The sequence below is a fragment of the Kitasatospora sp. NPDC005748 genome (assembly GCF_040630735.1).
Taxonomy (GTDB): domain Bacteria; phylum Actinomycetota; class Actinomycetes; order Streptomycetales; family Streptomycetaceae; genus Kitasatospora.
In genome coordinates this window covers 73187-99269 of record NZ_JBEXYD010000020.1, presented here as the reverse complement: position 1 = coordinate 99269, position 26083 = coordinate 73187, and the positions used below count along the sequence as shown (strand labels likewise).

Annotated in this window: 23 protein-coding genes and 1 pseudogene; 22 read left to right on the top strand and 2 right to left on the bottom strand. The window is 71.6% G+C overall.

Annotated elements, in window-relative coordinates; all coding sequences use genetic code 11:
- Positions 1-197 precede the first annotated feature (197 nt).
- The 21 genes and pseudogenes from ABZ495_RS17610 (at position 198) to ABZ495_RS17510 (ending at position 24679) form a co-directional block, all read left to right on the top strand.
- A complete protein-coding gene (locus ABZ495_RS17610) occupies positions 198-1127 on the top strand; it encodes a DMT family transporter (protein ID WP_359836689.1) in 930 nt (309 codons plus the stop codon).
- A 536-nt stretch (positions 1128-1663) separates the two neighbouring features.
- On the top strand, positions 1664-2023 hold the full coding sequence (locus ABZ495_RS17605) for an NADH-quinone oxidoreductase subunit A (RefSeq protein ID WP_014137597.1): 360 nt from the start codon (positions 1664-1666) through the stop codon (positions 2021-2023).
- Positions 2024-2139: 116 nt separating this feature from the next.
- Positions 2140-2694: an NADH-quinone oxidoreductase subunit B family protein gene (locus ABZ495_RS17600; RefSeq protein WP_329489235.1), complete on the top strand. Its 555-nt coding sequence runs from the start codon at positions 2140-2142 to the stop codon at positions 2692-2694.
- Positions 2691-3410, top strand: coding sequence for an NADH-quinone oxidoreductase subunit C (locus ABZ495_RS17595; RefSeq protein WP_359803772.1), 720 nt, complete (start codon positions 2691-2693; stop codon positions 3408-3410). Before ABZ495_RS17600 ends, ABZ495_RS17595 begins: the two co-directional genes overlap by 4 nt.
- Complete coding sequence (locus ABZ495_RS17590) at positions 3410-4765, top strand: NADH-quinone oxidoreductase subunit D (RefSeq protein ID WP_329489237.1); 1356 nt, start codon at positions 3410-3412, stop codon at positions 4763-4765. The genes ABZ495_RS17595 and ABZ495_RS17590 overlap by 1 nt, the downstream gene beginning before the upstream one ends.
- The gene (gene nuoE / locus ABZ495_RS17585) at positions 4762-5502 is read left to right on the top strand and encodes an NADH-quinone oxidoreductase subunit NuoE (protein ID WP_329489238.1); all 741 of its coding nucleotides are present in this window, start codon (positions 4762-4764) and stop codon (positions 5500-5502) included. Before ABZ495_RS17590 ends, nuoE begins: the two co-directional genes overlap by 4 nt.
- Entirely contained in the window at positions 5502-6863 is a 1362-nt protein-coding gene (gene nuoF / locus ABZ495_RS17580) for an NADH-quinone oxidoreductase subunit NuoF (RefSeq protein ID WP_329489239.1), read from the top strand. Before nuoE ends, nuoF begins: the two co-directional genes overlap by 1 nt.
- Positions 6860-9469, top strand: coding sequence for an NADH-quinone oxidoreductase subunit G (locus ABZ495_RS17575; protein WP_359836686.1), 2610 nt, complete (start codon positions 6860-6862; stop codon positions 9467-9469). Before nuoF ends, ABZ495_RS17575 begins: the two co-directional genes overlap by 4 nt.
- Complete coding sequence (nuoH, locus tag ABZ495_RS17570; protein WP_329489241.1) at positions 9466-10809, top strand: NADH-quinone oxidoreductase subunit NuoH; 1344 nt, start codon at positions 9466-9468, stop codon at positions 10807-10809. Before ABZ495_RS17575 ends, nuoH begins: the two co-directional genes overlap by 4 nt.
- A 5-nt stretch (positions 10810-10814) precedes the next feature.
- Positions 10815-11408, top strand: coding sequence for an NADH-quinone oxidoreductase subunit NuoI (gene nuoI, locus ABZ495_RS17565; RefSeq protein WP_329489242.1), 594 nt, complete (start codon positions 10815-10817; stop codon positions 11406-11408).
- 5 nt (positions 11409-11413) lie between these two features.
- Positions 11414-12328, top strand: coding sequence for an NADH-quinone oxidoreductase subunit J (locus tag ABZ495_RS17560; RefSeq protein WP_359836700.1), 915 nt, complete (start codon positions 11414-11416; stop codon positions 12326-12328).
- Positions 12325-12624 carry an NADH-quinone oxidoreductase subunit NuoK gene (gene nuoK, locus ABZ495_RS17555; protein ID WP_209412994.1) on the top strand — a complete coding sequence of 100 codons (300 nt, stop codon included), beginning with the start codon at positions 12325-12327 and terminating at the stop codon, positions 12622-12624. The genes ABZ495_RS17560 and nuoK overlap by 4 nt, the downstream gene beginning before the upstream one ends.
- Positions 12625-12638: 14 nt before the next feature.
- Entirely contained in the window at positions 12639-14552 is a 1914-nt protein-coding gene (gene nuoL / locus ABZ495_RS17550; protein WP_359836684.1) for an NADH-quinone oxidoreductase subunit L, read from the top strand.
- A 37-nt stretch (positions 14553-14589) separates the two neighbouring features.
- Entirely contained in the window at positions 14590-16218 is a 1629-nt protein-coding gene (locus ABZ495_RS17545; protein ID WP_359803771.1) for an NADH-quinone oxidoreductase subunit M, read from the top strand.
- Positions 16215-17852 carry an NADH-quinone oxidoreductase subunit NuoN gene (gene nuoN, locus ABZ495_RS17540; protein WP_329489246.1) on the top strand — a complete coding sequence of 546 codons (1638 nt, stop codon included), beginning with the start codon at positions 16215-16217 and terminating at the stop codon, positions 17850-17852. The genes ABZ495_RS17545 and nuoN overlap by 4 nt, the downstream gene beginning before the upstream one ends.
- Before the next feature lie 264 nt (positions 17853-18116).
- A complete protein-coding gene (locus tag ABZ495_RS17535; protein ID WP_329489247.1) occupies positions 18117-19127 on the top strand; it encodes a polyprenyl synthetase family protein in 1011 nt (336 codons plus the stop codon).
- Positions 19128-19349: 222 nt separating this feature from the next.
- Positions 19350-20012 (top strand): response regulator transcription factor, encoded by a 663-nt coding sequence (locus ABZ495_RS17530; RefSeq protein ID WP_329489248.1) that lies wholly within the window; start codon positions 19350-19352, stop codon positions 20010-20012.
- A gap of 308 nt (positions 20013-20320) precedes the next feature.
- A pseudogene (locus ABZ495_RS17525) lies at positions 20321-22273 on the top strand (2-oxoacid:acceptor oxidoreductase subunit alpha); the annotation flags it as partial.
- A 119-nt stretch (positions 22274-22392) separates the two neighbouring features.
- A complete protein-coding gene (locus tag ABZ495_RS17520; RefSeq protein ID WP_359836683.1) occupies positions 22393-23445 on the top strand; it encodes a 2-oxoacid:ferredoxin oxidoreductase subunit beta in 1053 nt (350 codons plus the stop codon).
- Between the two features lie 145 nt (positions 23446-23590).
- Positions 23591-23941 carry a hypothetical protein gene (locus ABZ495_RS17515; protein WP_359803769.1) on the top strand — a complete coding sequence of 117 codons (351 nt, stop codon included), beginning with the start codon at positions 23591-23593 and terminating at the stop codon, positions 23939-23941.
- 111 nt (positions 23942-24052) lie between these two features.
- The gene (locus tag ABZ495_RS17510; protein ID WP_359836681.1) at positions 24053-24679 is read left to right on the top strand and encodes a GNAT family N-acetyltransferase; all 627 of its coding nucleotides are present in this window, start codon (positions 24053-24055) and stop codon (positions 24677-24679) included.
- On the opposite strand, the gene ABZ495_RS17505 is transcribed toward ABZ495_RS17510, so the two are convergent.
- Positions 24648-25028, bottom strand: a complete 381-nt coding sequence (locus ABZ495_RS17505; RefSeq protein ID WP_329489252.1) for a VOC family protein — start codon at positions 25026-25028, stop codon at positions 24648-24650. The genes ABZ495_RS17510 and ABZ495_RS17505 overlap by 32 nt on opposite strands.
- A gap of 239 nt (positions 25029-25267) precedes the next feature.
- Here ABZ495_RS17505 and ABZ495_RS17500 point away from each other — a divergent pair, with 239 nt between their 5' ends.
- Complete coding sequence (locus tag ABZ495_RS17500; RefSeq protein ID WP_359836679.1) at positions 25268-25723, top strand: carboxymuconolactone decarboxylase family protein; 456 nt, start codon at positions 25268-25270, stop codon at positions 25721-25723.
- A gap of 44 nt (positions 25724-25767) precedes the next feature.
- Here ABZ495_RS17500 and ABZ495_RS17495 read toward each other — a convergent pair whose 3' ends face one another.
- On the bottom strand, positions 25768-25971 hold the full coding sequence (locus ABZ495_RS17495) for a hypothetical protein (protein WP_359803766.1): 204 nt from the start codon (positions 25969-25971) through the stop codon (positions 25768-25770).
- Positions 25972-26083 lie beyond the last annotated feature (112 nt).

Below are 26083 nucleotides of genomic sequence, written 5' to 3'. Positions count from 1 at the left end.
CGGGTGGCGCCCCGTCGCCGTGGGCGTCCGGATGGGAGGAGTGCGCCGAAAGCCGTTGATCGCGGGCGGGGCGGTGCGCGAGGATGGCGGACCTTGGCGCGGGTCCGTCCGAGCGGGCCCGCGGTGCTCCGAGATCCGTCCGACGTCGTACGGGAGTCTCCTCGTCCGCCCCGTTCGCCTTCGGAGAGGTCCCGCCCATGCGCCCGTCACCCGCCCTGCTCCGTGATGTACCCGTGCTGCTGGTGGCGGTGGTGTGGGGGTCGAGCTTCCTCGCGGTGCAGCAGGTGGCCGGGCCGGGGACGGTGGTGGCGATGCTGGTGCTGCGCTTCGGGCTGGTGCTGCCGCTGCTGGGGGTCCTCGCCCGGCGGGCGCTGCGGGGGATGGGCCGGGCCGAGTGGCTGGGCGGGGCGGTGCTGGGCCTGGTGCTCGGCGGGGTCTTCCTGCTGGAGACCTACGGCGCGGTGCACACCTCCGCCACCAACGCCGGGCTGATCATCAGCCTCACGATGGTGTTCACCCCGCTCGCGGAGAGCGCGCTCACCCGGAAGCCGCTGCCGCGGGCCTTCCTCGCGGCGGCCGGCCTGGCCGTGCTGGGCGTCGCCCTGCTCACCGGCGGCGGCGGGCTGAAGGCGCCCACCTCCGGCGACCTGCTGGTGCTCGGCGCCGCCGTGGTGCGGACGGCGCACGTGCTGGCGATGTCCCGGGTCCGGGCCATCCGGGACACCGACAACCTGGGTCTCACCTGGGTCCAACTCGCCACCGCCACGGTGGTGTTCGCCCTCGCCGCGCCGTTCGCCGGGCCGCTGCCGTGGACCGTCGCCGCCTCGTACGGGCCGACCGAGTGGGCCTGGCTGCTGCATCTGGCGCTGCTCTGCACGCTGTTCGCCTTCCTGGTGCAGATGTGGGCGGTCCGGGCCACCTCGCCGTCCCGGGTCAGCCTGCTGCTCGGCACCGAGCCGCTCTGGGCCGCCGTCTTCGGGATCGCCCTGGCCGGCAACCACTTGGGCCCGGTGGCGCTGGCCGGGGGCGCGCTCGTCCTGGTCGCCACCGAGTGGGGGCGCCGCTCCGCCACCGGCGCCGCGCGGCCCGAACCCCGGCCGGTGGAGCCGGCCCCGGCGTCGGTCTGACCGACCGCCCGCGACCGCCCGGCGTCACAGCCCTGTGCGACGACCCTGGGCGACGACCCTGGGCGGCAGTTCGTCGAGCCTTGGTCCCGGGTCGTGGAAACGGACGCTCGCGCGCTTGTGAACGAAGGGTCAAGCGGGCGTTCGGAGCCCCGCCACCCCTGCGGGTGAGACGCCATAACACGTCAACATGACGCCCGGAAATTTGCTCTGGGCGCTGCGTAGTTGATATAGGAGCGAAGCTCTGACCTGCCAGTTCGCAGATGAATGCGACTTGTTGTGACCATTTGACTGCTTTGCGTCGACAACTCTGGTCATGTTCACTTTCGACAGCATTCCAGGGGTGGCGTAGATCACAAAGATCGCCCTGAACTGCGTGTCGCAGATCACAAGCCGACGGGCATAGGATGCGCTCGTTCCAGGCTTTGTGAACTGCCTCACATGGGGTGGATCTCGGGAACTGGAACGCGGGCCACCACAGCGTGACCCGGCGGTTCCGATCTGCAGTCAAGGACGACTGGACGGAGGGAGCGGGGGCTATGAATGCCTACGCGCCGATCCTCGTACTCGGTGCCATCGCGGCGGCGTTCGCGGTCGGCTCCGTCGTGATGGCCTCACTGACCGGGCCCAAGCGGTACAACCGGGCCAAGTTGGAGGCGTACGAGTGCGGCATCGAGCCGACCCCGCAGCCCGTGGGCGGCGGTCGGTTCCCGATCAAGTACTACCTGACGGCGATGCTCTTCATCGTCTTCGACATCGAGATCGTCTTCCTTTATCCGTGGGCGGTGAGCTTCGACGCCCTGGGGATCTTCGGGCTGGTCGAGATGCTCCTGTTCATCGCCACCGTCTTCGTCGCGTACGCCTACGTCTGGCGCCGCGGCGGTCTGGAGTGGGACTGAGGGCGGGGCGGCCGCTGACTTTGTGAACGGGCGGACAAGCCCGGGCGCGCGCAGAGGCCCGAACCAGCGCACGGACCACCGGACTTGAGGGCACTGAGGGCATTGAGAGGGATCTGATGGGAATCGAGGAGAAGCTGCCGAGCGGCTTTCTGCTCACGAGTGTGGAGACGGCCGCGGGCTGGGTGCGCAAGGCGTCGCTCTTCCCGGCCACCTTCGGACTCGCCTGCTGCGCGATCGAGATGATGACCACCGGGGCCGGCCGCTACGACCTGGCCCGGTTCGGGATGGAGGTCTTCCGGGGCTCCCCCCGGCAGGCCGACCTGATGATCGTGGCAGGCCGGGTGAGCCAGAAGATGGCGCCGGTGCTGCGCCAGGTGTACGACCAGATGCCCAACCCGAAGTGGGTCATCTCGATGGGGGTCTGCGCCTCCTCGGGCGGGATGTTCAACAACTACGCGATCGTGCAGGGCGTCGACCACATCGTCCCGGTGGACATCTACCTCCCCGGGTGTCCGCCCCGCCCGGAGATGCTGCTGGACGCCATCCTGAAGCTCCACGACAAGATCCAGCACGAGCCGCTGGGCGCGAACCGGCGCCGGGCCGAGGAGCTGGGCGAGGCACTGGCCCTCACGGCCACCCCGGTGAGCGAGATGCGGGGGCAGCTGCGATGAGCGACCAGGTACCCGGAACCCGCAGCGACCCGGAGCAGCCGCGCCGGGAGATCCCCGTCGAGGTGGTCGGCCGGCGCCAGGGCATGTTCGGCGCCCAGGGCAGCGGCGACACCTCCGGCTTCGGCGGGCTCAACACCACGGTCGTCCTGCCGTCCGCGAGCGAACGCCCCTACGGCGGCTGGTTCGACGAGGTCGCGGACGAACTGGAGGGCGCGCTGGAGGAGCAGGGCCTCGACCCGGCGGACGTGATCGAGAAGACCGTCGTCGACCGCGCCGAGCTCACCTTCCACGTCGCCCGCGAACACCTGCTGCGGACGGTGCGCATCCTGCGCGACGACCCCGCGCTCCGCTTCGAGCTCTGCCTCGGCGTGAGCGGCGTGCACCACCCCGGCGACCGGGGGCGGGAACTGCACGCGGTCTACCACCTGCGGTCGATCACCCACGGCCGGCTGATCAGGGTGGAGGTCAGCGCGCCGGACGCCGATCCGCGGATCCCGTCGGTGGTCACCGTCTACCCGACCAACGACTGGCACGAGCGCGAGGCCTACGACTTCTTCGGCCTGGTCTTCGAGGGCCACCCCGCGCTCACCCGGATCATGATGCCGGACGACTGGCTGGGCCACCCGCAGCGCAAGGACTACCCGCTCGGCGGCATCCCCGTCGAGTACAAGGGCGCCCAGATCCCGGCACCCGACCAGCGGAGGTCGTACAGCTGATGAGTACTCGGCACTACGAAGAGGCGGCGGCCGGCGAGGCCGCCCACGCCGGCGCCCGCGAGACCACCGAGGGCCGGGTCTTCACCGTCACCGGGGGCGACTGGGGCGAGGTGGTCGAAGCCGTCGGCCGGGCCGACGACGAGCGCATCATCGTCAACATGGGCCCCCAACACCCCTCCACCCACGGGGTGCTGCGGCTCATCCTGGAGATCGACGGCGAGACGGTGAAGGAGGCCCGCTGCGGCATCGGCTACCTCCACACCGGCATCGAGAAGAACATGGAGTTCCGCAGCTGGGTCCAGGGCACCACCTTCGTGACCCGGATGGACTACCTGACGCCGCTGTTCAACGAGACCGCGTACTGCCTCGCGGTCGAGAAGCTGCTCGGCATCACCGACGACGTCCCGGACCGGGCCAGCGTCATCCGCGTCCTGATGATGGAGCTCAACCGGATCTCCTCGCACCTGGTCTGCCTGGCCACCGGCGGCATGGAGATCGGCTCCACCACGCTGATGATCTACGGCTTCCGGGACCGCGAACTCATCCTGGACGTCTTCGAGCTGGTCACCGGCCTGCGGATGAACCACGCGTACGTCCGCCCCGGCGGCCTCGCCCAGGACCTCCCGCCCGGCGCCGTCGACCAGATCCACGAGGCGGTGAAGACCCTCCGCTCGCGGATGCACGAGTACGACAAGCTCGCCACCGGCAACCCGGTGTTCAAGGCCCGGCTGGTCGACGTCGGCTTCCTCGACCTGGCCGGCTGCCTGGCCCTCGGCGCCACCGGCCCGATCCTGCGCGCCACCGGCCTGCCGAACGACCTGCGCAAGAGCGACCCGTACTGCGGCTACGAGGACTACGACTTCGAGGTCGCGACCGCCGACAGCGCCGACTCCTACGGCCGGTTCCTGATCCGGCTGGAGGAGATGCGCCAGTCGCTGCGGATCGTCGAGCAGTGCCTGGAGCGGCTGCGCCCCGGCCCGGTCATGGTGGCCGACAAGAAGATCGCCTGGCCGGCCCAGCTGGCCGTCGGCCCGGACGGCATGGGCAACTCGCTCGACCACATCCGCAAGATCATGGGCACCTCGATGGAAGCCCTGATCCACCACTTCAAGCTGGTCACCGAGGGCTTCCGGGTCCCGGCCGGCCAGGCGTACACGGCGGTCGAGTCGCCCAAGGGCGAGCTGGGCGTGCACGTGGTCAGCGACGGCGGCACGCGCCCGTACCGGGTGCACTTCCGGGACCCGTCGTTCACCAATCTGCAGTCGATGGCGGCGATGTGCGAGGGCGGCCAGGTCGCCGACGTGATCGTCGCGGTGGCCGGGATCGACCCGGTGATGGGAGGCGTGGACCGGTGACAGACGTCCAGTTGGGGATGCCGGCACTGCCGGCCAGGCCGTATCCCGAGGAGGTGCGTGCCCGCCTCGCCGCCGACGCGGAGGAGCTGATCGGCCGCTACCCGGTGGCCCGGTCCGCACTGCTGCCGCTGCTGCACCTGGTGCAGGCCGAGGAGGGCTTCGTCAGCACGACCGGCATCCGGTTCTGCGCCGAGCAGTTGGACCTCACCACCGCCGAGGTCACCGCCGTCGCGACCTTCTACACCATGTACCGGCGCCGGCCGGCCGGGAAGTACCACGTCGGGGTCTGCACCAACACCCTGTGCGCGGTGCTCGGCGGCGACCAGATCTTCGACGAGCTCCAGCAGCACCTCGGGGTCGGCAACAACGAGACCACCGAGGACGGCGAGATCTCGATCGAGCACATCGAGTGCAACGCCGCCTGCGACTACGCCCCCGTGGTGATGGTGAACTGGGAGTTCTTCGACGACCAGACCCCGGAGAGCGCCCGGCGGCTGGTCGACGACCTGCGGGCCGGCCGGGAGGTCCACCCCACCCGCGGCGCCCGGCTCTGCAGCTTCAAGGAGTCCGCCCGCATCCTGGCCGGCTTCCCCGACGAGCGCCCCGGCGCCGTCGACGAGTCCGGTGCCGGCGGCGCGCCCTCGCTGGCCGGCCTGCGCCTCGCCAAGGGCGAGGCCCTGCCCGGGACCGGTGGCACCCGGGTCGTCTCGCCCCGTCACGAAGGGACCGAAGCGTGATGACCTCCGCCGAGCCGGCCGAGAAGTTGCTCACCCCCGTGCTCTCCGCGTCCTGGGACGACAGCCGCCCCTGGACGCTCGCCACCTACCGCCGCCACGCGGGGTACGAGGGGCTGAAGGCCGCCCTCGCGATGCCCCCGGACGACGTGATCGCGCTGGTCAAGGACTCCGGGCTGCGCGGTCGCGGCGGCGCCGGCTTCCCCACCGGCATGAAGTGGCAGTTCATCCCGCAGAACGACGGCAAGCCGCACTACCTGGTGGTCAACGCGGACGAGTCCGAGCCGGGCACCTGCAAGGACATCCCGCTGCTGTTCGCCAACCCGCACGCGCTGATCGAGGGCATGATCATCGCCTCCTACGCGATCCGCTGCGACCACGCGTTCATCTACCTGCGCGGCGAGGTCGTCCCGGTGCTGCGCCGGCTCCAGGCCGCGGTCGCCGAGGCGTACGGGGCCGGGCTGCTCGGCAAGAACATCCTGGGCTCCGGCACCGACCTCGACATCACCGTGCACGCCGGCGCCGGCGCCTACATCTGCGGCGAGGAGACGGCTCTGCTGGACTCGCTGGAGGGGCGCCGCGGCCAGCCCCGGCTGCGCCCGCCGTTCCCGGCGATCGCCGGCCTCTACGCCTGCCCGACGGTGGTCAACAACGTCGAGTCGATCGCCTCGGTGCCGCCGATCCTGGCCCGCGGCAAGGAGTGGTTCAAGAGCCTGGGCACCGAGAAGTCCCCCGGCTTCACGCTCTACTCGCTCTCCGGCCACGTCACCAACCCCGGCCAGTACGAGGCCCCGCTCGGCGTCACGCTGCGCCAGCTGCTGGAGATCAGCGGCGGCGTCCGGACCGGGCACCGGCTGAAGTTCTGGACCCCGGGCGGCTCCTCCACCCCGATGTTCACCGACGAGCACCTCGACGTCCCGCTCGACTACGAGGGCGTCGGCGCGGCCGGCTCGATGCTCGGCACCAAGGCCCTCCAGGTCTTCGACGAGACCACCTGCGTGGTCCGGGCCGTCACCCGCTGGACGGAGTTCTACGCCCACGAGTCCTGCGGCAAGTGCACGCCCTGCCGCGAGGGGACGTACTGGCTCGTCCAGCTGCTCAAGCGGATCGAGGCCGGCGAGGGCGTCGACGGCGACCTGGAGAAGCTGCTCGACATCGCCGACAACATCAACGGCAAGTCCTTCTGCGCGCTGGGGGACGGCGCGGCCAGCCCGATCGTCTCCTCGCTCCAGCACTTCCGGGCCGAGTACGAGCAGCACCTGGCCGAGCGCCGCTGCCCGTTCGACCCGGCCGCCTCCACCGTCTGGGCCGACGGCCCCCGCCCCGGCCACCAGTCCGCCACCGAAAGGGAGGTGCACGCGTGACGATCACAGAACCAGCCACCTCCAAGGCCGCGGTCGACCTGGTCACGCTCACCATCGACGGCATCGAAGTGCAGGTCCCCAAGGGGACGTTGGTGATCCGGGCGGCCGAGCAGATCGGCACCCAGATCCCGCGCTTCTGCGACCACCCGCTGCTCGACCCGGCCGGCGCCTGCCGGCAGTGCATCGTCGAGATCGAGGGCCAGCGCAAGCCCGTCGCCTCCTGTACCATCCCGGTCGCCGAGGGCATGGTGGTCCGCACGCAGGTCAGCTCGCCGGTCGCCGAGAAGGCCCAGCGCGGCGTGATGGAACTGCTGCTGATCAACCACCCGCTGGACTGCCCGGTCTGCGACAAGGGCGGCGAGTGCCCGCTGCAGAACCAGGCGATGTCCACCGGGGACACCGACTCCCGCTTCGAGGGGATGAAGCGGACGTACCAGAAGCCGGTGCCGATCAGCACCCAGGTGCTGCTGGACCGCGAACGCTGCGTGCTCTGCGCCCGCTGCACCCGCTTCTCGCAGCAGATCGCCGGGGACCCGTTCATCGACCTGGTCGAGCGCGGCGCCCTCCAGCAGGTCGGCACCGGCGCGGGGGACGACTTCGAGTCGTACTTCTCCGGCAACACCATCCAGATCTGCCCGGTCGGCGCGCTCACCTCGGCGGCTTATCGTTTCCGCTCGCGCCCGTTCGACCTGGTCTCCTCGCCGAGCGTCTGCGAGCACTGCTCCTCCGGCTGCGCGCAGCGCACCGACCACCGGCGCGGCAAGGTGCTGCGGCGCCTCGCCGGCGAGGACCCGGCGGTCAACGAGGAGTGGAACTGCGACAAGGGCCGGTTCGCCTTCCGCTACGCGCAGCAGCGCGACCGGCTCGCCACCCCGCTGGTCCGCGACCCGGCGACGGGTGAACTCGTCGCCGCCTCCTGGCCGGAGGCGCTGGCCCGGGCCGCCGAGGGGCTGCGCGGCGCCCGCGCCGGAGTGCTCACCGGCGGCCGGGTCACCGTCGAGGACGCCTACGCCTACGCCAAGTTCGCCCGGGTGGTGCTCGGCACCAACGACGTGGACTTCCGGGCCCGCCCGCACAGCGGCGAGGAGGCGGACTTCCTGGCCGCCGCCGTCGCCGGCCGGGGCACCGACCTCGGCCCGGGCGGCGTCGACTACGAGCAACTGGAGGCCGCCCCGGCGGTGCTGCTCGCGGGCTTCGAGCCCGAGGAGGAGTCGCCGATCGTCTTCCTGCGGCTGCGCAAGGCCACCCGGGCCACCGGCCTCAAGGTGTTCTCGATCGCCGCCTACGGCTCCCGGGGCCTGGGCAAGCTGCGCGGCGCCCTGCTGCCGGCCGCCCCCGGCACCGAGGCCGAGTGGCTCGGCGCCCTCGCCGCCGACGAGCCGCTGAACGACGACGCGGGCCGCGCCGCCGAACTGCTCCGCACCCCCGGCGCCGTCATCCTGGCTGGCGAGCGGCTGGCCGCCGCCCCCGGCGCGCTGACCGCCGCGCTGCGCCTCGCGCACGCCACCGGCGCCCGGCTCGCCTGGATCCCGCGCCGGGCCGGCGAACGCGGCGCCGTCGAGGCCGGCGCGCTGCCCGGGCTGCTGCCCGGCGGCCGCCCGGTCGCCGCCCCGGCCGCCCGGGCCGAGGCCGCCGCCGCCTGGGGCGTGGCCGAACTCCCCACCCGGCTCGGCCGGGACACCGACCAGATCCTCGCGGCCGCCGCCCACGGCGACCTGGACGCGCTGCTGGTCGGCGGCGTCGACCCGGACGACCTGCCGGACCCGGTGCTCGCCGAGGAGGCGCTGGCCACCGCGCGGTTCGTGGTCTCGCTGGAGCTGCGCCCGTCCGCCGTCACCGCCGTGGCCGACGTCGTCCTGCCGGTCGCCGCGGTGGCCGAGAAGGCCGGGACCTTCCTGGACTGGGAGGGCCGGGCGCGGATGTTCGAGGCCGCGCTCAAGCCCGACCAGCAGATGGGCCGGCACCTGTACCCGGACCTGCGGGTGCTGAACATGCTGGCGGACGCGCTGGGCCACCGGCTGGGCCTGCCCGACGTCCGGGCAGCCCGGCTGGAGCTGGACCGCTTCGAGCCGTGGACCGGGGACCACCCGGCCGCCCCCGCCGCGCACCCCGGACTGCTGCCCCGGCCGGCCACCGGCCAGGCGGTGCTCGCCGGCTGGCGCCAGCTGCTGGACAACGGCTCGCTCCAGCAGGGCGACCCGCACCTGGCCGGCACCCGGCACCCGGCGGTCGCCCGGATCTCACCGGCCACCGCCGAGGAGGTCGGCGCCACCGGGGTGCCCGCCGGGGCGCTGCGCCCGGCCCTGCGGCTGACCGGCCCGGCCGGGTCGCTCACCCTGCCGCTGGAGATCACCAAGGACATCCCGGACCGGACGGTCTGGATCCCGCTCAACTCCACCCCGGGCGGCGCCCACCGCACCCTGGGCACCGCCGTGGGCCACCTGGTCACGATCGCGGCCGACACGATCGCCGTCGCCACCGCGGACGCCACCCCGGCCGCCGGTGCCGACGCCGGTGCGGAGCCCCCGGCGACCACCGGCGCGGCGACGGCCGGCACCCCGACCACCGCCCCGACCGCCCCGACCGCCGAGGGGGAGCACCGATGAACCTCGCCGCGTACGAGACCCTGGGTTTCTTCGGCCGCGACCCCTGGTGGCTGGTCCTGCTCAAGGCCGTCTTCTGCTTCGCGTTCCTGGTCGGCACGGTGCTGATCGCGATCGTCTGGGAGCGCAAGGTGGTGGCCTGGATGCAGCTGCGCATCGGCCCCAACCGGCACGGCCCCTGGGGCATGCTGCAGTCGCTCGCCGACGGCGTGAAGCTGGCGCTCAAGGAAGACCTGGTGGTCAAGGGCGCCGACAAGGTGGTCTACATCCTGGCCCCGATCGTCTGCGCCATCCCCGCGTTCATGGCCTTCGCGGTGATCCCCTTCGGCCCGGCCGGTGACGAGGTGTCGGTCTTCGGTACCCGCACCCCGCTGCAGCTGACGGACTTCCCGGTGGCGCTGCTGTACATCCTGGCCACCGCCTCGGTGGGGATCTACGGCATCGTGCTGGCCGGCTGGTCCTCCGGCTCGACCTACCCGCTGCTCGGCGGGCTGCGCTCCTCGGCCCAGATGATCAGCTACGAGATCGCGATGGGCCTGTCCTTCGCGGCGGTGTTCATCTACTCGGGGTCGATGTCCACCTCGGAGATCGTCTCCTCGCAGCAGCCGACCTGGTTCGCGGTGCTGCTGCCGGTCTCCTTCATCGTCTACATCATCGCCATGGTCGGCGAGACCAACCGGGCGCCGTTCGACCTCCCGGAGGCCGAGGGCGAGCTGGTCGGCGGCTTCAACACCGAGTACTCCTCGCTGAAGTTCGCGATGTTCATGCTGGCCGAGTACGTCAACATGGTCACCGTCTCGGCCGTCGCCTCCACGCTCTTCCTGGGCGGCTGGCGGGCGCCCTGGCCGGTCTCCACCTTCTGGGAGGGGGCCAACCACGGCTGGTGGCCGATGCTCTGGATCACGCTGAAGATCCAGCTGCTGCTCTTCTTCTTCATCTGGCTGCGCGGCACGCTGCCCCGGCTTCGCTACGACCAGTTCATGAAGCTCGGCTGGAAGGTCCTGATCCCGGTCTCGCTGGTCTGGCTGGTCATGGTGGCCAGCGTCCGGGCGCTGCGCAACGAGGGCTACGACTTCGGCGAGGTGGTGCTGTACGTCGGTGCGCCGGCCGGCGCCGTCCTGCTGCTGGCGCTGCTCCGGGACACCCTGAAGAAGGGGCCCGAACCGGCCGGCCCGGAGGCCGAGGGCGCGCCGCCCGGCGGCGAGTTCGACCCGATGGCCGGCGGCTACCCGGTGCCCCCGCTGCCCGGCCAGCAGCTCCCGCCGGTCCCGCGCCGGCCCAGCCGCGCCCCGAAGCAACTCCAGGACGCCCTCAACGGGTCCGACCATTCCGAAGGGAGCTGACCGCGATGTCGTCCGACCAGAACGACAGGACCGACAAGCCGTCCGTCCTCGGGCCGGCCGCCGGCTTCGGCGTGACCTTCAAGGCCATGTTCAAGAAGCGGCTCACCGAGCAGTACCCGGAGCAGAAGAAGCCCACCGCTCCGCGCTTCCACGGCCGCCACCAGCTGAACCGGCACCCGGACGGCCTGGAGAAGTGCGTCGGCTGCGAGCTCTGCGCCTGGGCCTGCCCGGCCGACGCGATCTACGTGGAGGGCGCCGACAACCGCGAGGACGAGCGCTACTCGCCGGGTGAGCGGTACGGGGCGGTCTACCAGATCAACTACGCCCGCTGCATCCTCTGCGGCCTCTGCATCGAGGCCTGCCCGACCCGCGCGCTCACCATGACCAACGAGTACGAACTCGCGGACTCCTCGCGCCAGGACCTCATCTTCACCAAGGACCAGCTGCTGGTCGGCCTCTCCGAAGGCATGGTCGACAGCCCGCACTCGATCTTCCCGGGCGCCGACGAAGGCGCCTACTACCGGGGCGAGATCACCGCGGCGGCGCCCGGGACGGTCCAGCAGGAGAGCACCGACCGGGACAAGGAGGCCCAGCAGTGACCGCCCTGAACCTCGCCGGACACGGCGCGGCCCTCGCCGCCACCGGGACGGCCTCCACCGGTGAGGCCGTCCAGTTCTGGGTGCTCGCGGTGATCGCCGTCGGCGGCGCGCTCGGCATGCTGCTGATGAAGAAGGCCGTGCACAGCGCGCTCTGCCTGGCCGCCACCATGCTCGCCCTGGCGGTCTGTTACATGGCCCAGGGCGCGGTCTTCCTGGGCGTGGTGCAGATCGTCGTCTACACCGGCGCGATCATGATGCTCTTCCTGTTCGTGGTGATGCTGGTCGGTGTCACCAGCGCGGACTCGCTGAAGGAGCAGCTGAAGGGCCAGCGGTTCGCCGCCGTCCTGTGCGGGCTCGGGTTCGGCGTGCTGCTGGTGGCCGGCATCGCCAACGCCAGGCTGGACACCTTCACCGGCCTCGCCGAGGCCAACGCCGAGGGCAACGTCCAGGGCCTGGCCCGGCTGATCTTCACCAAGTACGTCTGGGCCTTCGAGGTCACCGGCGCGCTGCTGATCACCGCCGCGATCGGCGCCATGGTGCTGACCCACCGCGAGCACGTGACGGCCCCGAAGACCCAGCGCGAGCTGGCCGCCCAGCGGGTCAAGGACAACATCCAGCTGCCGCCGCTGCCCGCGCCGGGCGTCTACGCCCGGCACAACGCGGTCGACGTCCCCGGCCTGTTGCCGGACGGCACCGTCGCCGAGGACTCGGTGATGGGGACCCTGCGCGACCGCGGCCAGATCCGCGACGTCAGCCAGGAGATGCTGCGGCGGATGGCCGAGCTGGAGAACACCACCGCCGACTGGCTGGGCCGCCCGTCGTCCGAGCGCCCGCCGGTCGCCGGCCCGCGCAAGGAGCTGGAGCCGGTCCCGCACGACCGGCCGGCGTCGGCCGGCCACGACGAGGAGGGCGCGGAGTGAATCCGGTCAACTACCTCTATCTCTCCGCCCTGTTGTTCACCATCGGCGCCTCCGGCGTGCTGATCCGGCGGAACGCGATCGTGCTGTTCATGTGCGTGGAGCTGATGCTCAACGCCTCGAACCTGGCCCTGGTCACGTTCTCCCGGCTGCACGGCAACCTGGACGGCCAGATCATCGCGTTCTTCACCATGGTGGTCGCGGCGGCCGAAGTAGTGGTCGGTCTCGCCATCATCGTGTCCATCTTCCGGACCAGGCACTCGGCTTCGGTCGATGACAGCAACCTGATGAAGCTGTAGGCGGAGGGCCTTCGGTGAACTCTCTCATTCCGCTGCTGGTGGCAGCGCCGCTGGCCGGCGCCGCCCTGCTGCTCCTCGGTGGCCGCCGCTTCGACCGGTTCGGCCACTGGCTGGCCACCGCTCTGGCCGCGCTCTCGTTCGGCTTCGGGCTCGCGCTGTTCTCGGAGCTGCTGGGTCGCGAGGCCGAGGACCGCTCGATCACCGAGCACCTGTTCAGCTGGATCCCGGTCAACGGGTTCCAGGCCGACGTCGCGTTCCAACTCGACCAGCTCTCGATCACCTTCGTCCTGCTGATCACCGGTGTGGGCACGCTGATCCACCTCTACTCGGTGGGGTACATGGCGCACGACGAGCGCCGGCGCCGCTTCTTCGCGTACCTGAACCTCTTCCTGGCGGCCATGCTGCTGCTGGTGCTCGCCGACAACTACCTGCTGCTGTACGTCGGCTGGGAGGGCGTCGGGCTCGCCTCGTACCTGCTGATCGGCTTCTGGCAGCACAAGCCGAGCGCCGCGACGGCCGCCACGAAGGCGTTCATCGTCAACCGGGTCGGCGACATGGGCCTCTCCATCGCGATCATGCTGATGTTCGTGGAGTTCGGCTCCTTCGCCTTCGGCCCGATCCTCGGCACCGAGGGCGCGGCCGGTGCGGCCGGCCAGGCCAGTGAGGGCAAGCTGACCGCCATCGGGCTGATGCTGCTGCTGGCGGCCTGCGGCAAGTCCGCCCAGGTCCCGCTGCAGTCCTGGCTCGGAGACGCCATGGAGGGCCCGACCCCGGTCTCGGCCCTGATCCACGCGGCCACCATGGTGACCGCCGGCGTCTACCTGATCACCCGTTCCGGTGCCATCTTCAACCTGGCGCCGGACGCCCAGACCGCCGTGGTGGTGGTCGGCGCGGTCACCCTGCTGTTCGGGGCGATCGTCGGTTGCGCCAAGGACGACATCAAGAAGGCGCTGGCCGGCTCGACGATGTCGCAGATCGGCTACATGATCCTGGCGGCGGGCCTCGGCCCGATCGGCTACGCCTTCGCGATCATGCACCTGGTGACCCACGGCTTCTTCAAGGCCGGGCTCTTCCTCGGCGCCGGGTCGGTCATGCACGGCATGAACGACGAGGTGAACATGCGGCACTACGGCGGTCTGCGCAAGTACATGCCGATCACCTTCGTCACCTTCGGCCTCGGCTACCTGGCCATCATCGGGTTCCCCGGCCTGTCCGGCTTCTTCTCCAAGGACAAGATCATCGAAGCGGCCTTCGCCAAGGGCGGTACGGAGGGCTGGATCCTCGGCCTCTGCACCCTGGTCGGCGCCGCGATCACCGCGTTCTACATGACCCGGGTGATGATCCTGACCTTCTTCGGCGAGAAGCGCTGGCAACCGGACGCGGACGGCAACGACCCGCACCCGCACGAGTCGCCCAGGACCATGACCATCCCGATGATCGTGCTCGCGTTCGGCTCGGTCTTCGCCGGCGGACTGTTCGCCCTGAACAGTTCCTTCGTCACCTGGCTGGAGCCGGTCACCGGGCACTCCGAGGGGGACTCCCCGCTCAGCCCGCTGGTGGTCACCCTGCTCACCATGGTCTGCATGCTGGCCGGTGTCGCGCTGTCGTACCTGATGTACGGCCGCTCCACCGTCCCCGTGGTGCCGCCGGTCGGCTCCCCGCTCACCCGGGCGGCCCGCCGGGACCTCCTCCAGGACGACTTCAACCACGCCGTCCTGGTGCGCCCCGGGTCCGCGCTCGCCGCGGCGCTCGTCTACTTCGACAGCCGCGGTCTGGACGGCTTCGTCAACGGCCTGGCCGCCACCATCGGCGGGATCTCCGGCCGGCTGCGGCGGATCCAGAACGGCTACGTCCGCACCTACGCACTCTCCATGTTCGGCGGCACGCTGGTGCTGGTCGCCACGACTCTCCTGATGAGGTCCGTCTGATGGACAGGGATTACACAGACCTTCGGGGAGGCGCGGCATGAGTGCCCTGCTGACCGCCACCTGCGCCGTCCCGGCGGCCGGCGCGGTGCTCACCGCCGCGCTGCCCGCCGGGACGACCGGGACCCGGCGGCGGACCACCAAGCTCGTCGCCCTCGGCGTCTCGGCCGTCACGCTGGCCCTGGCGGCCACCGCGGCGGCCCGGTTCGACCCCGACGGGGCCCGCTACCAGCTGACCGAGTCCTACAGCTGGATCCGCTCCTTCGGCATCACCTTCTCGCTCGGCGTGGACGGCATCGGCGCCGTGCTGGCCCTGCTCACGGCCGTCCTGGTGCCGATCGTGATGCTCGCCTCCTGGCACGACGCCGACCCGCCCGCCGAACCGGCCCCCGCGCCGGACGGCAGCTTCGAGAACCGGCGCCGCACCCAGGGCTACTTCGCCCTGATCCTGGCCGTCGAGGCGATGGTGATCGTCTCCTTCTACGCCACCGACGTCTTCCTCTTCTACGTGTTCTTCGAAGCCATGCTGATCCCGATGTACTTCCTCATCGGCGGCTTCGGCGACAAGGCGGGCGGCCCCGAGTCGGCCCGCCAACGGTCCTACGCCGCGGTGAAGTTCCTGCTGTACAACCTGCTCGGCGGCCTGGTCATGCTGGCCGCCGTGATCGGGCTGTACGTGATCGCGCAGGACCAGGGGTTCGGCACCTTCGACCTCCGGACGCTGACCTCGGCGATCGCCGACGGCAAGCTGGTCCTCAGCGGCACCGCCGAGAAGGCGCTGTTCCTCGGCTTCTTCTTCGCCTTCGCCGTGAAGGCCCCGCTCTGGCCGCTGCACACCTGGCTGCCCAACGCGATGGGCGAGTCCACCGCCGGCACGGCCGTGCTGATCACCGCGGTGGTCGACAAGGTCGGTACCTTCGCGATGCTCCGCTTCTGCCTCGGGCTCTTCCCGGACGCCTCGAAGACCTTCGCCCCGGCGATCCTGGTCCTCTCGGTGATCGGGATCATCTACGGCGCCCTGCTGGCCATCGGCCAGAAGGACATCAAGCGGCTGGTCGCGTACGCCTCGATCTCGCACTTCGGCTTCATCATCATGGGCATCTTCGCGCTGACCAGCCAGGGCCAGAGCGGCGCCACCCTCTACATGGTCAACCACGGCATCTCCACCGCCGCGTGGATGCTGGTGGCCGGCTTCCTGATCTCCCGCCGCGGCTCGCGCCTGATCGCCGACTACGGCGGCGTGCAGAAGGTCGCCCCGGTGCTCGCCGGGACGTTCCTGATCGGTGGCCTGGCCACGCTGTCGCTGCCCGGGCTGGCGCCCTTCGTCAGCGAGTTCCTGGTCCTGGTCGGCACGTTCACCCGGTACCCGGCGATCGGCATCGTCGCCACCTTCGGCATCGTGCTCGCCGCGCTCTACGCGCTGCTGCTCTACCAGCGCACCATGACCGGACCGGTCAAGGAGGGCGTGCGCGGCATGCACGACCTCAAGGCGCGCGAACTCGCGGTCGTCGCCCCGCTGGTGGCCCTGACCATCCTGCTCGGCGTCTACCCCAAGCCGCTCACCGACATCGTCAACCCTTCGGTGGACGCGACGCTCTCGCAGGTCCACGAGACCGACCCGGCGCCGGCCCACCCGGTCGCCGCCACCTCAGGAGGTGAGCACAAGTGAGCACCACCGGTTGGCTCGCCGCCGCGGGCGGCAACACGTCGAGCATCCCGGCCCCGCACGTCGAGTACGGCCAGCTCTCCCCGATGCTGGTGGTGTTCGGCGCCGCCGTGCTCGGCATCCTGCTGGAGGCCTTCCTGCCCCGCCGGTACCGGCACTGGGCCCAGGTCTCGGTGGCCCTGCTCGGCCTGGCCGGGGCGTTCACCGCCGTGGTGGTGCTCGCCGCCCAGGGCTACGGCTCCACCAAGGTCGACCTGCTCGCCATGGGCTCGGTCGCCCTGGACGGCCCCGCGCTGTTCCTGCAGGGCGTGATCCTGCTGGCCTCCGTGGTCGCCGTGCTCACCTACGCGGAGCGGAAGCTGGAGCCCAAGGCCGGCGGCGAGCCGGCCGACGCGTTCGCCGCGCAGGCCTCCGCCACGCCCGGCGGCGAGCAGGAGCGCGCCGCCGTCCGGGCCGGCTTCGCCACCAGCGAGGTCTTCCCGCTCACCATGTTCGCGGTCGGCGGCATGCTGCTGTTCCCCGCCGCCAACGACCTGCTGACCATGTTCGTGGCGCTGGAGGTCTTCTCCCTCCCGCTCTACCTGCTCTGCGCGCTGGCCCGCCGCCGCCGGCTGCTCTCCCAGGAGGCGGCGGTCAAGTACTTCCTGCTCGGCGCCTTCGCCTCGGCGTTCTTCCTGTTCGGCACCGCCCTGCTGTACGGGTACGCGGGCAGCGTCCGGCTCGGCGAGATCTCGGACGTCATCTCCGGCAAGGCCCTGGCCACCCCGGCGCTGCTCTCCACCACGCAGAACGACGCCCTGCTCCTGATCGGCCTGGCGATGCTCGCGGTCGGCCTGCTCTTCAAGGTCGGCGCGGTGCCCTTCCACTCCTGGACCCCGGACGTCTACCAGGGCGCCCCGACCCCGGTCACCGGGTTCATGGCGGCGGCGACCAAGGTGGCCGCCTTCGGGGCCATGCTCCGGCTCTTCTACGTCGCCTTCCCCGGCCTGCGGCTGGACTGGCGGCCGGTGATGTGGGGCGTGGCCATCCTGACCATGGTGGTCGGCGCGATCCTGGCCGTCACCCAGCAGGACGTGAAGCGGCTCCTCGCCTACTCCTCCGTCGCGCACGCCGGGTTCATCCTCACCGGCGTGATCGCCACCAACAAGCAGGGCCTCGGCTCGGTGCTGTTCTACCTGCTGGCGTACTCCTTCGTGACCCTCGGCGCCTTCGCCGTGGTCACCCTGGTGCGCGACTCCAAGGGCGAGGCCACCCACCTGTCCAGCTGGGCGGGGCTCGGCCGGCGGTCCCCGCTGGTCGCGGCGGTCTTCGCGCTCTTCCTGCTGGCCTTCGCGGGCATCCCGCTCACCTCGGGCTTCACCGGGAAGTTCGCGGTCTTCCAGGCCGCGGCGGCCGGCGGGGCGACCCCGCTGGTGATCGTGGGTGTGCTCAGCTCGGCGGTGGCCGCGTTCTTCTACATCCGGGTCATCGTGCTGATGTTCTTCTCGGACCCGCAGCCCGGCGGCCCCACCGTGGCCATCCCGAGCGCCTTCACGGCGACCGCGATCGGCATCGGCGTGGTGGTCACCATCGGCCTCGGGGTGCTGCCGCAGTACTTCCTGGACCTGGCGTCGAAGGCCTCGCTCTTCGTCCGCTGAGCCCGCCGTCCGGGCGCCGCCCGGACCCGCTCCACCGGCCGGAACCGCTCCGGCCGCGCCCCACCGTCCGGGCCGCGCACTCGTCCGCGCGGCCCGGACGTGTCGTCTCCGGACCGGCTCCCACCAGCGGGTCCGGCCCGATCATGACAGGATCCGCACGCCCGTGCAGTGATCCACTCGCGACCGGATACCCTGCCTGTATGGCCAGCGGCGGCACTCAGGGACCAGGCCGCTAGATCGACCAGGGACAGAGGAGTGGTCTTCGTGACCGTCGTGGGACCCTTTGGGCTCAACGTGCAGGACCGCGATCTGACCCGCGATGTCCAGTCCGGGATGGACGCGGTGGAGGTCGCGCTCACCGAGGCCGTGAAGAGTGACGTCCCGTTCATCACCGTCACCGCCAGCCACCTGATGGAAGCCGGCGGCAAGCGCTTCCGCCCGCTGCTGGTGATGCTCGCCGCGCAGTTCGGCGACGCCAACGCCCCGGGCGTGGTCCCGGCCGCCGTGGTGGTCGAGCTGACCCACCTCGCGACGCTCTACCACGACGACGTCATGGACGAGGCCCCCGTGCGCCGCGGCGCCCCCAGCGCCAACTCGCGCTGGGACAACTCGGTCGCCATCCTCACCGGCGACTTCCTGTTCTCCCGCGCCTCCCAGGTGCTCGCCGACCTCGGCCCGGAGGCCGTCCGGCTGCAGGCCGACGCGTTCGAACGGCTGGTCACCGGCCAGATCCTGGAGACCGCCGGCCCCCGCCCGGAGGACGACCCGCTCGACCACTACCTCGCCGTGCTGGCCGGCAAGACCGGCTCGCTGATCGCCGTCTCCTGCCGGATCGGCGCGCTGATGGCCGGCGCCGAGCCGTGGGTGACCGACATCCTCAGCGCGTACGGCGAGCGGATCGGCATCGCCTTCCAGCTGGCCGACGACGTGCTCGACATCGCCAGCGACGGCCACGAGTCCGGCAAGACCCCCGGCACCGACCTGCGCGAGGGCGTGCCGACGCTGCCCACGCTGCTGCTCCGGCAGATGCCGGTCGACGAGTCCGACCCGGCCGACCTGCGGCTGCGCGAGCTGGTCGAGAGCGACCTCGCCGACGACGACCTGCACGCCGAGGCGCTGCGCCTGCTGCGCCGCCACCCGGCACTGGAGCGCGCCCGCCGGGAGACCCTGCGGCACGCGGAGGAGGCCCGCGCGCTGCTCGACCCGCTGCCCGACAGCGCGGCCAAGGCGGCCCTCCAGGGCCTGTGCGACGCGGTGGCCATCCGCACCATGTGACCGGCGGCCCGTCGCATGTGCCCGGCCGTGCACCGGAGGTGACCGGCCGTCCGCCGCCTGTGACCGGCCGTCCGGGCCCTGCTCCGACCGGCCGGGCGCACCCGCCCGGCGGTCGGCGACCGCGGCCGGCGGGATTCTCCGCCCGGCGGACCGGGGCGTCCGCGGATAGGGAAGACTGACCTCGTCAGCACCGTCCGCAGCGCCGCCAACCGGAAGGCCACCATGCTTCGCGTCGTCATCGCCGAGGACTCCGTCCTGCTTCGGGAGGGTCTGACCAGGCTGCTGACCGACCGCGGTCTGGAGGTCGTGGCGGGGGTCGGCGACGGCGAGGCGCTGCTGAAGGCCGTCCACGACCTGGCCGGCGCCGGCGCCCTGCCCGACGTGGTGGTCGCCGACGTCCGGATGCCCCCGACCCACACCGACGAGGGGGTGCGCGCCTGCGTCACGCTGCGCGGCCTCTACCCCGAGGTGGGTGTCCTGGTGCTGTCGCAGTACGTCGAGGAGCGCTACGCCTCCGAGCTGCTGGCCGGCTCCACCCGGGGCGTCGGGTACCTGCTGAAGGACCGGGTGGCCGAGGTCCGCGAGTTCGTCGACGCCGTGGTGCGGGTGGCCGGGGGCGGCACCGCGCTGGACCCCGAGGTCGTCCAGCAGCTGCTCAGCCGCAGCCGCAAGGGCGATGTCCTGGCCGGGCTGACCCCGCGCGAGCGCGAGGTGCTCGGGCTGATGGCGGAGGGCCGGACCAACGCGGCGGTGGCCAAGCAGCTGGTGGTCTCGGACGGCGCGGTGGAGAAGCACGTCAGCAACATCTTCCTCAAGCTGGGCCTGGCCCAGAGCTCCGAGGACCACCGGCGGGTGCTCGCGGTGCTCACCTACCTGAACTCGTAGCGGGGCCGCCCGCGGGCCGACGGCGGGGGTGACAGCGGGGCGCGGGCGGTCTCCGGCCCGCCGGACGGCCTCCGGCCCGCGTTCGCGCCCCTGTCCGCGACACGCGGGGGGCAGGGCGCGCGGAACCCGTCCGGGCGCCCGATCAGGGGCGTTCCCGCCGGTGTCCGGCCGGTCACCTACCGTGCTTCCGTGACATCCGGCGGTGATTTCCCGCCGCATCGGGTAGTTCCGTCCAAGGCAATCCTTACCCGCATAGGATGCGAGAGGTGCACCAGGCGGACGGGGCACACGGCTCACGCCCGCGGCTGGTGCCCACGAGGAGGTCCGCGGCAGTGACCAGTCAGGTCGATCAGTCAGAAGCGGTGGACGGTCCGGACGGCGACGAGGGCCGTTCCGGGCCCGGCGAGGGCCGCTCCGGCCCCGCCGTGCCGGCCGGTCCGCAGCCCAGGCGAGCCAAGCCGATCCGCAGATTGGACCGGGTGATCATCCGCTTCGCCGGGGACTCCGGCGACGGCATGCAGCTCACCGGTGACCGCTTCACCTCGGAGACGGCGTCCTTCGGCAACGACCTCTCCACCCTGCCCAACTTCCCGGCCGAGATCCGGGCCCCCGCCGGCACGCTCCCGGGGGTCTCGTCCTTCCAGCTCCACTTCGCCGACCACGACATCCTGACCCCGGGGGACGCGCCCAACGTCCTGGTGGCGATGAACCCGGCCGCCCTGAAGGCCAACGTGCCGGACCTGCCGCGCGGCGCGGAGATCATCGTCAACACCGACGAGTTCACCAAGCGCGCCCTGGCCAAGGTCGGCTACCCGGCCGACCCGCTGGGGGACGGCTCGCTGGAGGCCTACCACCTGCACAAGGTGCCGCTGACCACGCTGACCCTGGAGGCGCTCAAGGACAGCGGGCTGACCCGCAAGGACGCCGAGCGCGCCAAGAACATGTTCGCGCTGGGCCTGCTCTCCTGGATGTACCACCGGCCCACCCACGGCACCGAGTCCTTCCTGCGTACCAAGTTCGCCAAGAAGCCGCTGATCGCCGAGGCCAACATCAGCGCCTTCCGGGCGGGCTGGAACTTCGGGGAGACCACGGAGTCCTTCGCCGTCTCGTACGAGGTGCCGCCGGCCAAGCTGCCACCGGGCCGCTACCGCAACATCTCCGGCAACCTGGCCCTGTCGTACGGACTGATCGCCGCCTCCGAGCGCTCCGGGCTGCCGCTCTACCTCGGCTCGTACCCGATCACCCCGGCCTCGGACATCCTGCACGAGCTGAGCAGACACAAGAACTTCGACGTGCGGACCTTCCAGGCGGAGGACGAGATCGCCGGCATCGGCGCGGCGCTCGGTGCCTCGTTCGGCGGCGCGCTGGGCGTGACCACCACCTCCGGCCCGGGCGTCGCCCTGAAGAGCGAGACCATCGGCCTGGCCGTCTCGCTCGAACTGCCCCTGCTGGTGGTCGACATCCAGCGCGGCGGTCCGTCCACCGGCCTGCCGACCAAGACCGAGCAGGCGGACCTGCTGCAGGCGATGTTCGGCCGCAACGGCGAGGCGCCGGTGCCGATCGTCGCCCCGGCGACCCCGGCCGAGTGCTTCGACGCGGCCCTGGAGGCGGCCCGGATCGCCGTCACCTACCGCACCCCGGTGTTCCTGCTGTCGGACGGCTACCTGGCCAACGGGTCCGAACCCTGGCGGATCCCCGAGGTCGGCGAACTGCCCGAGATCACCCCGGACTTCGCGACCGGCCCGAACCGCGAGGACGGCGCGTTCTGGCCCTACCAGCGGGACCCGCAGACGCTGGCCCGCCCCTGGGCTGTGCCCGGCACGCCGGGCCTGGAGCACCGGATCGGCGGGATCGAGAAGCAGGACGGCACGGGGAACATCTCCTACGACCCCGCCAACCACGACTTCATGGTCCGCACCCGCCAGGCGAAGGTGGACGGCATCGCGGTGCCGGCGCTGGAGGTCGACGACCCCGGCGGCGAGGCACGGGTCCTGGTCCTCGGCTGGGGGTCGACGTACGGGCCGATCACCGCCGCCGTCCGCCGGGTCCGGGCCGACGGCGGGCAGGTCGCCCAGGCGCACCTGCGCAACCTCAACCCGTTTCCGGCCAATCTCGGTGCGGTGCTGAAGGGTTACGACAAGGTCATCGTTCCCGAGATGAACCTCGGGCAGCTGGCGCTGCTGCTGCGGGCCAAGTACCTGGTGGACGCGCAGTCCTACAACCAGGTGCGTGGACTGCCGTTCAAGGCGGCCCAGTTGGCGGACGTGCTGGGGGCGGCGATCGGCAGCCTGGACGCGGCGGGTGCTGCCTCGGGTGCTGCCTCGGGTGCTGCTTCGGAGGCGGCCTCGGAGGCTGCTTCGGCGAACGAGGAGGACAACCGATGAGCGAGAAGTTCCCCTCCTTGAAGCTGGTGCCGAAGGCCGAAGGGCCCCAGACCGCCAAGGAGTTCAAGACCGACCAGGAGGTCCGCTGGTGTCCCGGCTGCGGGGACTACGCGATCCTGGCGGCGGTGCAGGCCTTCATGCCGGAGCTGGGGATCAAGCGGGAGAACACCGTCTTCGTCTCCGGCATCGGGTGTTCCTCCCGTTTCCCGTACTACATGAATACCTATGGGGTGCACTCGATCCACGGGCGCGCACCGGCCATCGCCACCGGGCTGGCGTCCTCCCGGCAGGACCTGAGCGTCTGGGTGGTGACGGGTGACGGCGACGCCCTCTCGATCGGCGGCAACCATCTGATCCACGCGCTACGGCGGAACGTCAATCTGAAGATCCTGCTGTTCAACAACCGGATCTACGGCCTCACCAAGGGCCAGTACTCGCCGACCAGCGAGGTCGGCAAGATCACCAAGTCCACGCCGATGGGCTCACTGGACGCGCCCTTCAACCCGCTCTCGCTGGCCATCGGCGCGGAGGCCTCCTTCGTCGCCCGGACCATCGACTCCGACCGCCAGCACCTCCAGTCCGTGCTGCGGGCGGCGGCGGAGCACGAGGGCACCGCGCTGGTGGAGATCTACCAGAACTGCAACATCTTCAACGACGGCGCCTTCGAGATCCTGAAGGAGTCCGGCACCCGGGACGAGGCCCTGATCCGCCTGGAGCACGGCCAGCCGATCCGCTTCGGCGCCGACGGGGCGCAGGGCGTCTTCCGGGACGCCGGCGGCGAGCTGTACGTCGACACCGTCACGGCCGACAACGAGGCCTCGGTGGTGGTCCACGACGCCCACGCCGCAGGCTCCGCGGCGGCGTTCGCGCTCTCCCGGATCGCCGACGCCGACACCCTGCACCACACCCCGATCGGTGTCCTGCGCAGCGTCCGCCGGCCGGTCTACGACGAGCTGATGGCCGCCCAGCTGACCACCGCCGTGGCGCAGCGCGGCACCGGCGACCTGGCGGGTCTGCTGGCCGGCAGCGACACCTGGACGGTCGACTGACCGTCACTGGGCGGACGACGGCGCCCCGGCGGGAGCGATCCCTCCCCGCCGGGGGCCACCGCCGGGTCGATATGACAGGTGTCATCCCGAAGAGCTGCCCCCGGGCACTACGGGCCGACGCCCGCCCGGGCCTACCGTTCTTGCCATGACGAACACGAAGCTCGTTGACACCAGGACCGACGTCCACGTGAGCATCATCGGTGGCACCCGGCTGGCGGGCCGGGAGGTCCACCGCCGCACCGTGACCGCCTCGCTGATCGGCGGTGCGGACATCGACCTGACGGATGTGGAGATCCCCGACGGCGCCGAGCTCCGGATCACCAAGCTGAGCCTGATCGGCGGGGTGAGGCTGAGGGTCCGCCCGAACGTGCGCGTCGTGGTCAGCGGTCTGCGCCTCGGCGGCGTCCGCGACGACGGCCGTACCGAACTCGGCGGTCCGACCGTGCACGTGAGGGCCTGGGGCCTGCTCGGCGGTGTGAGCGTCCGCCGCCCGTGAGCACCCGGGGTCGTGAGCGTCCGGTCGGTCGGAGGGAGGTCGGTCGGGGGGAGGTCGGTCGGGGGGAGGTCGGCCGGTCCGTGGTCCGGTGCGGCTGGGTATCGTCCGGGTATGGCCGAACTGATCGCACCGACCACCCGCCTGCACGCCAACTGGCTTGAGGCGCACAAGGAATGGGGCCCGGGGAGCCACGAGGACGGCTTCGGGCTCACGCCGGGCGACGAGGTCGACTCCCCGGCCGGCTTCGCCGCCTGGATCTCCCGGCTGGCCGCCGAGGAGGCGCCGTCGCACCCGGCCGAGGCCGGGGCACTGGCCTTCCGCTACCGCTGGATCGTGGAGGACGGCCGGGTCCTGGGCGGCATCGTCCTGCGGTACGGAGTGCACGGCTTCGTCCCGTACTTCGGCCACATCGGCTACGGCATCCGGCCCTCCGCCCGCCGCCGCGGACTGGCGGCGTGGGCGTTGGGCCGGATGCTCGACGAAGCCCGCACGGTCGGCCTGGACCGCGTCCTGGTCGCCTGCGCGGTGGACAACATCGCCTCGGTCCGGACCATCGAGGGCCGGGGAGGTGTTCTCGAAAGCGTCCAGGACACCAAGTTCGGTGCCGTTCGCCGCTACTGGATCGGGCTCCAGGGTGACCCGGCGCCCGTCGCCCGGCCGACGGCCGGGGTGTCGTCGCGGACGTCCGGTTCCTGTCGCCGGACTCCTACTGCTGGACCCACTCGACCAGCTGGATGACCACCCCGTTCGGGTCGGTGACCTGGAACAGCCGCTCGCCCCACGGCTCGTCGCGCAGCGGCATGGTGATCTCCACGCCGGCGGCCCGCAAGCGGGCCTCCTCGGCTGCCACGTCCGCCACGGTGAACGCCAGGATCAGCCCGGCGGCGTGCTGGTCCCGGAAGCCCTCGGGCAGCACGTCGAGGCCGCGGCGCAGGTAGACGACGTTCATCCCGGAGTCCGGGCGCCCGAGCGAGGCGAAGCCGTCGGCCGCCATCTGCTCGGCGAACCCGAAGTGCTGCTGGAGGAAGGCGGCGGAGGCGGTGACGTCCTCGACGGTGAGTGAGACGGCGGCGCCGGTGATCTGCATGGAGGAGTGCCCTTTCGTCGGCGATTATCCCGTACGCAGTACACTATACATAGTACAGAGAATTGCGCCAGAGGTCTGCGAGGGGGAGTGGGCGGGGAGCGCGCGGGATCGGGGCTTGTGTTGGAGTGAACTCCAACTCATACCGTCGTCATGTCGGCCGGGGAGGACTCCTCCCGGGGCCGGAAGCCCGATCGCCCGTCCCTGATTGCGGCCGTCCCGACGGCAGAAACGGATCACCCATGACGAACGCCATCGCCACCGCCTCCACCATCGCCGCCGCCACCGCGGCTGTCCGGCAGGAGCGCTTCGACCACGGCATGGGCGTCCTGGCCCGGATCGACGGCGAGAGCGGCCAGAAGGTCATCGAGGCGCTGGCGGACGTCTCGCCGGAGCTCGGCCACCAGGTCGTCGCCTGGGCCTTCGGCGACATCTACGACCGCCCGGGCCTGGCGCCGCGCGACCGGCAGCTGGTGACCCTCGGCATGCTCACCGCGCTCGGCGGCTGCGAACCCCAGCTGGAGGTGCACATCAACGCGGCCCTCAACGTCGGGCTCGGTCGGGAGGAGATCGTCGAGGCGCTGCTGCACTCGGCCGTCTACTGCGGGATGCCCCGCGCCCTCAACGCGACGTTCGTCGCCAAGAAGGTCTTCGGGGAGCGCGGCCTGCTGCCCGTCGCAGTGCCGGCCGAGGGCTGACCCCGAGTGGGGCCGGGGGGTGGGGGTGGGGGTGCGGCGGGGCTTCAGGAGTCGGAGGCGCCCGGGTCGGAGCGGCGGGACGACTTGGCAAAGGCCTTGAAGGCGGCGAGGAGCCCGTCACGGGCGACCCCCGCGAACAGTACGGCGACCCGCAGCGGGTAGTTCCGGGCGTACCGGGCCCGAACGGAGCGGACGGCACGCGGGGCCGCGGGGTCCTGGCGGAGCGTCGGGCGGTGGGGCTCGTTCATGAGGGGACGGTACCTCGGGGGGTCGGCGTGCGGCCGCGGCTGGCGGGGTTGGTGAAGTCGGTGGGGTCGGAGCGCGAGGTGCGGTCGCCGGGCCGGTGGGACCGGCCCGGCG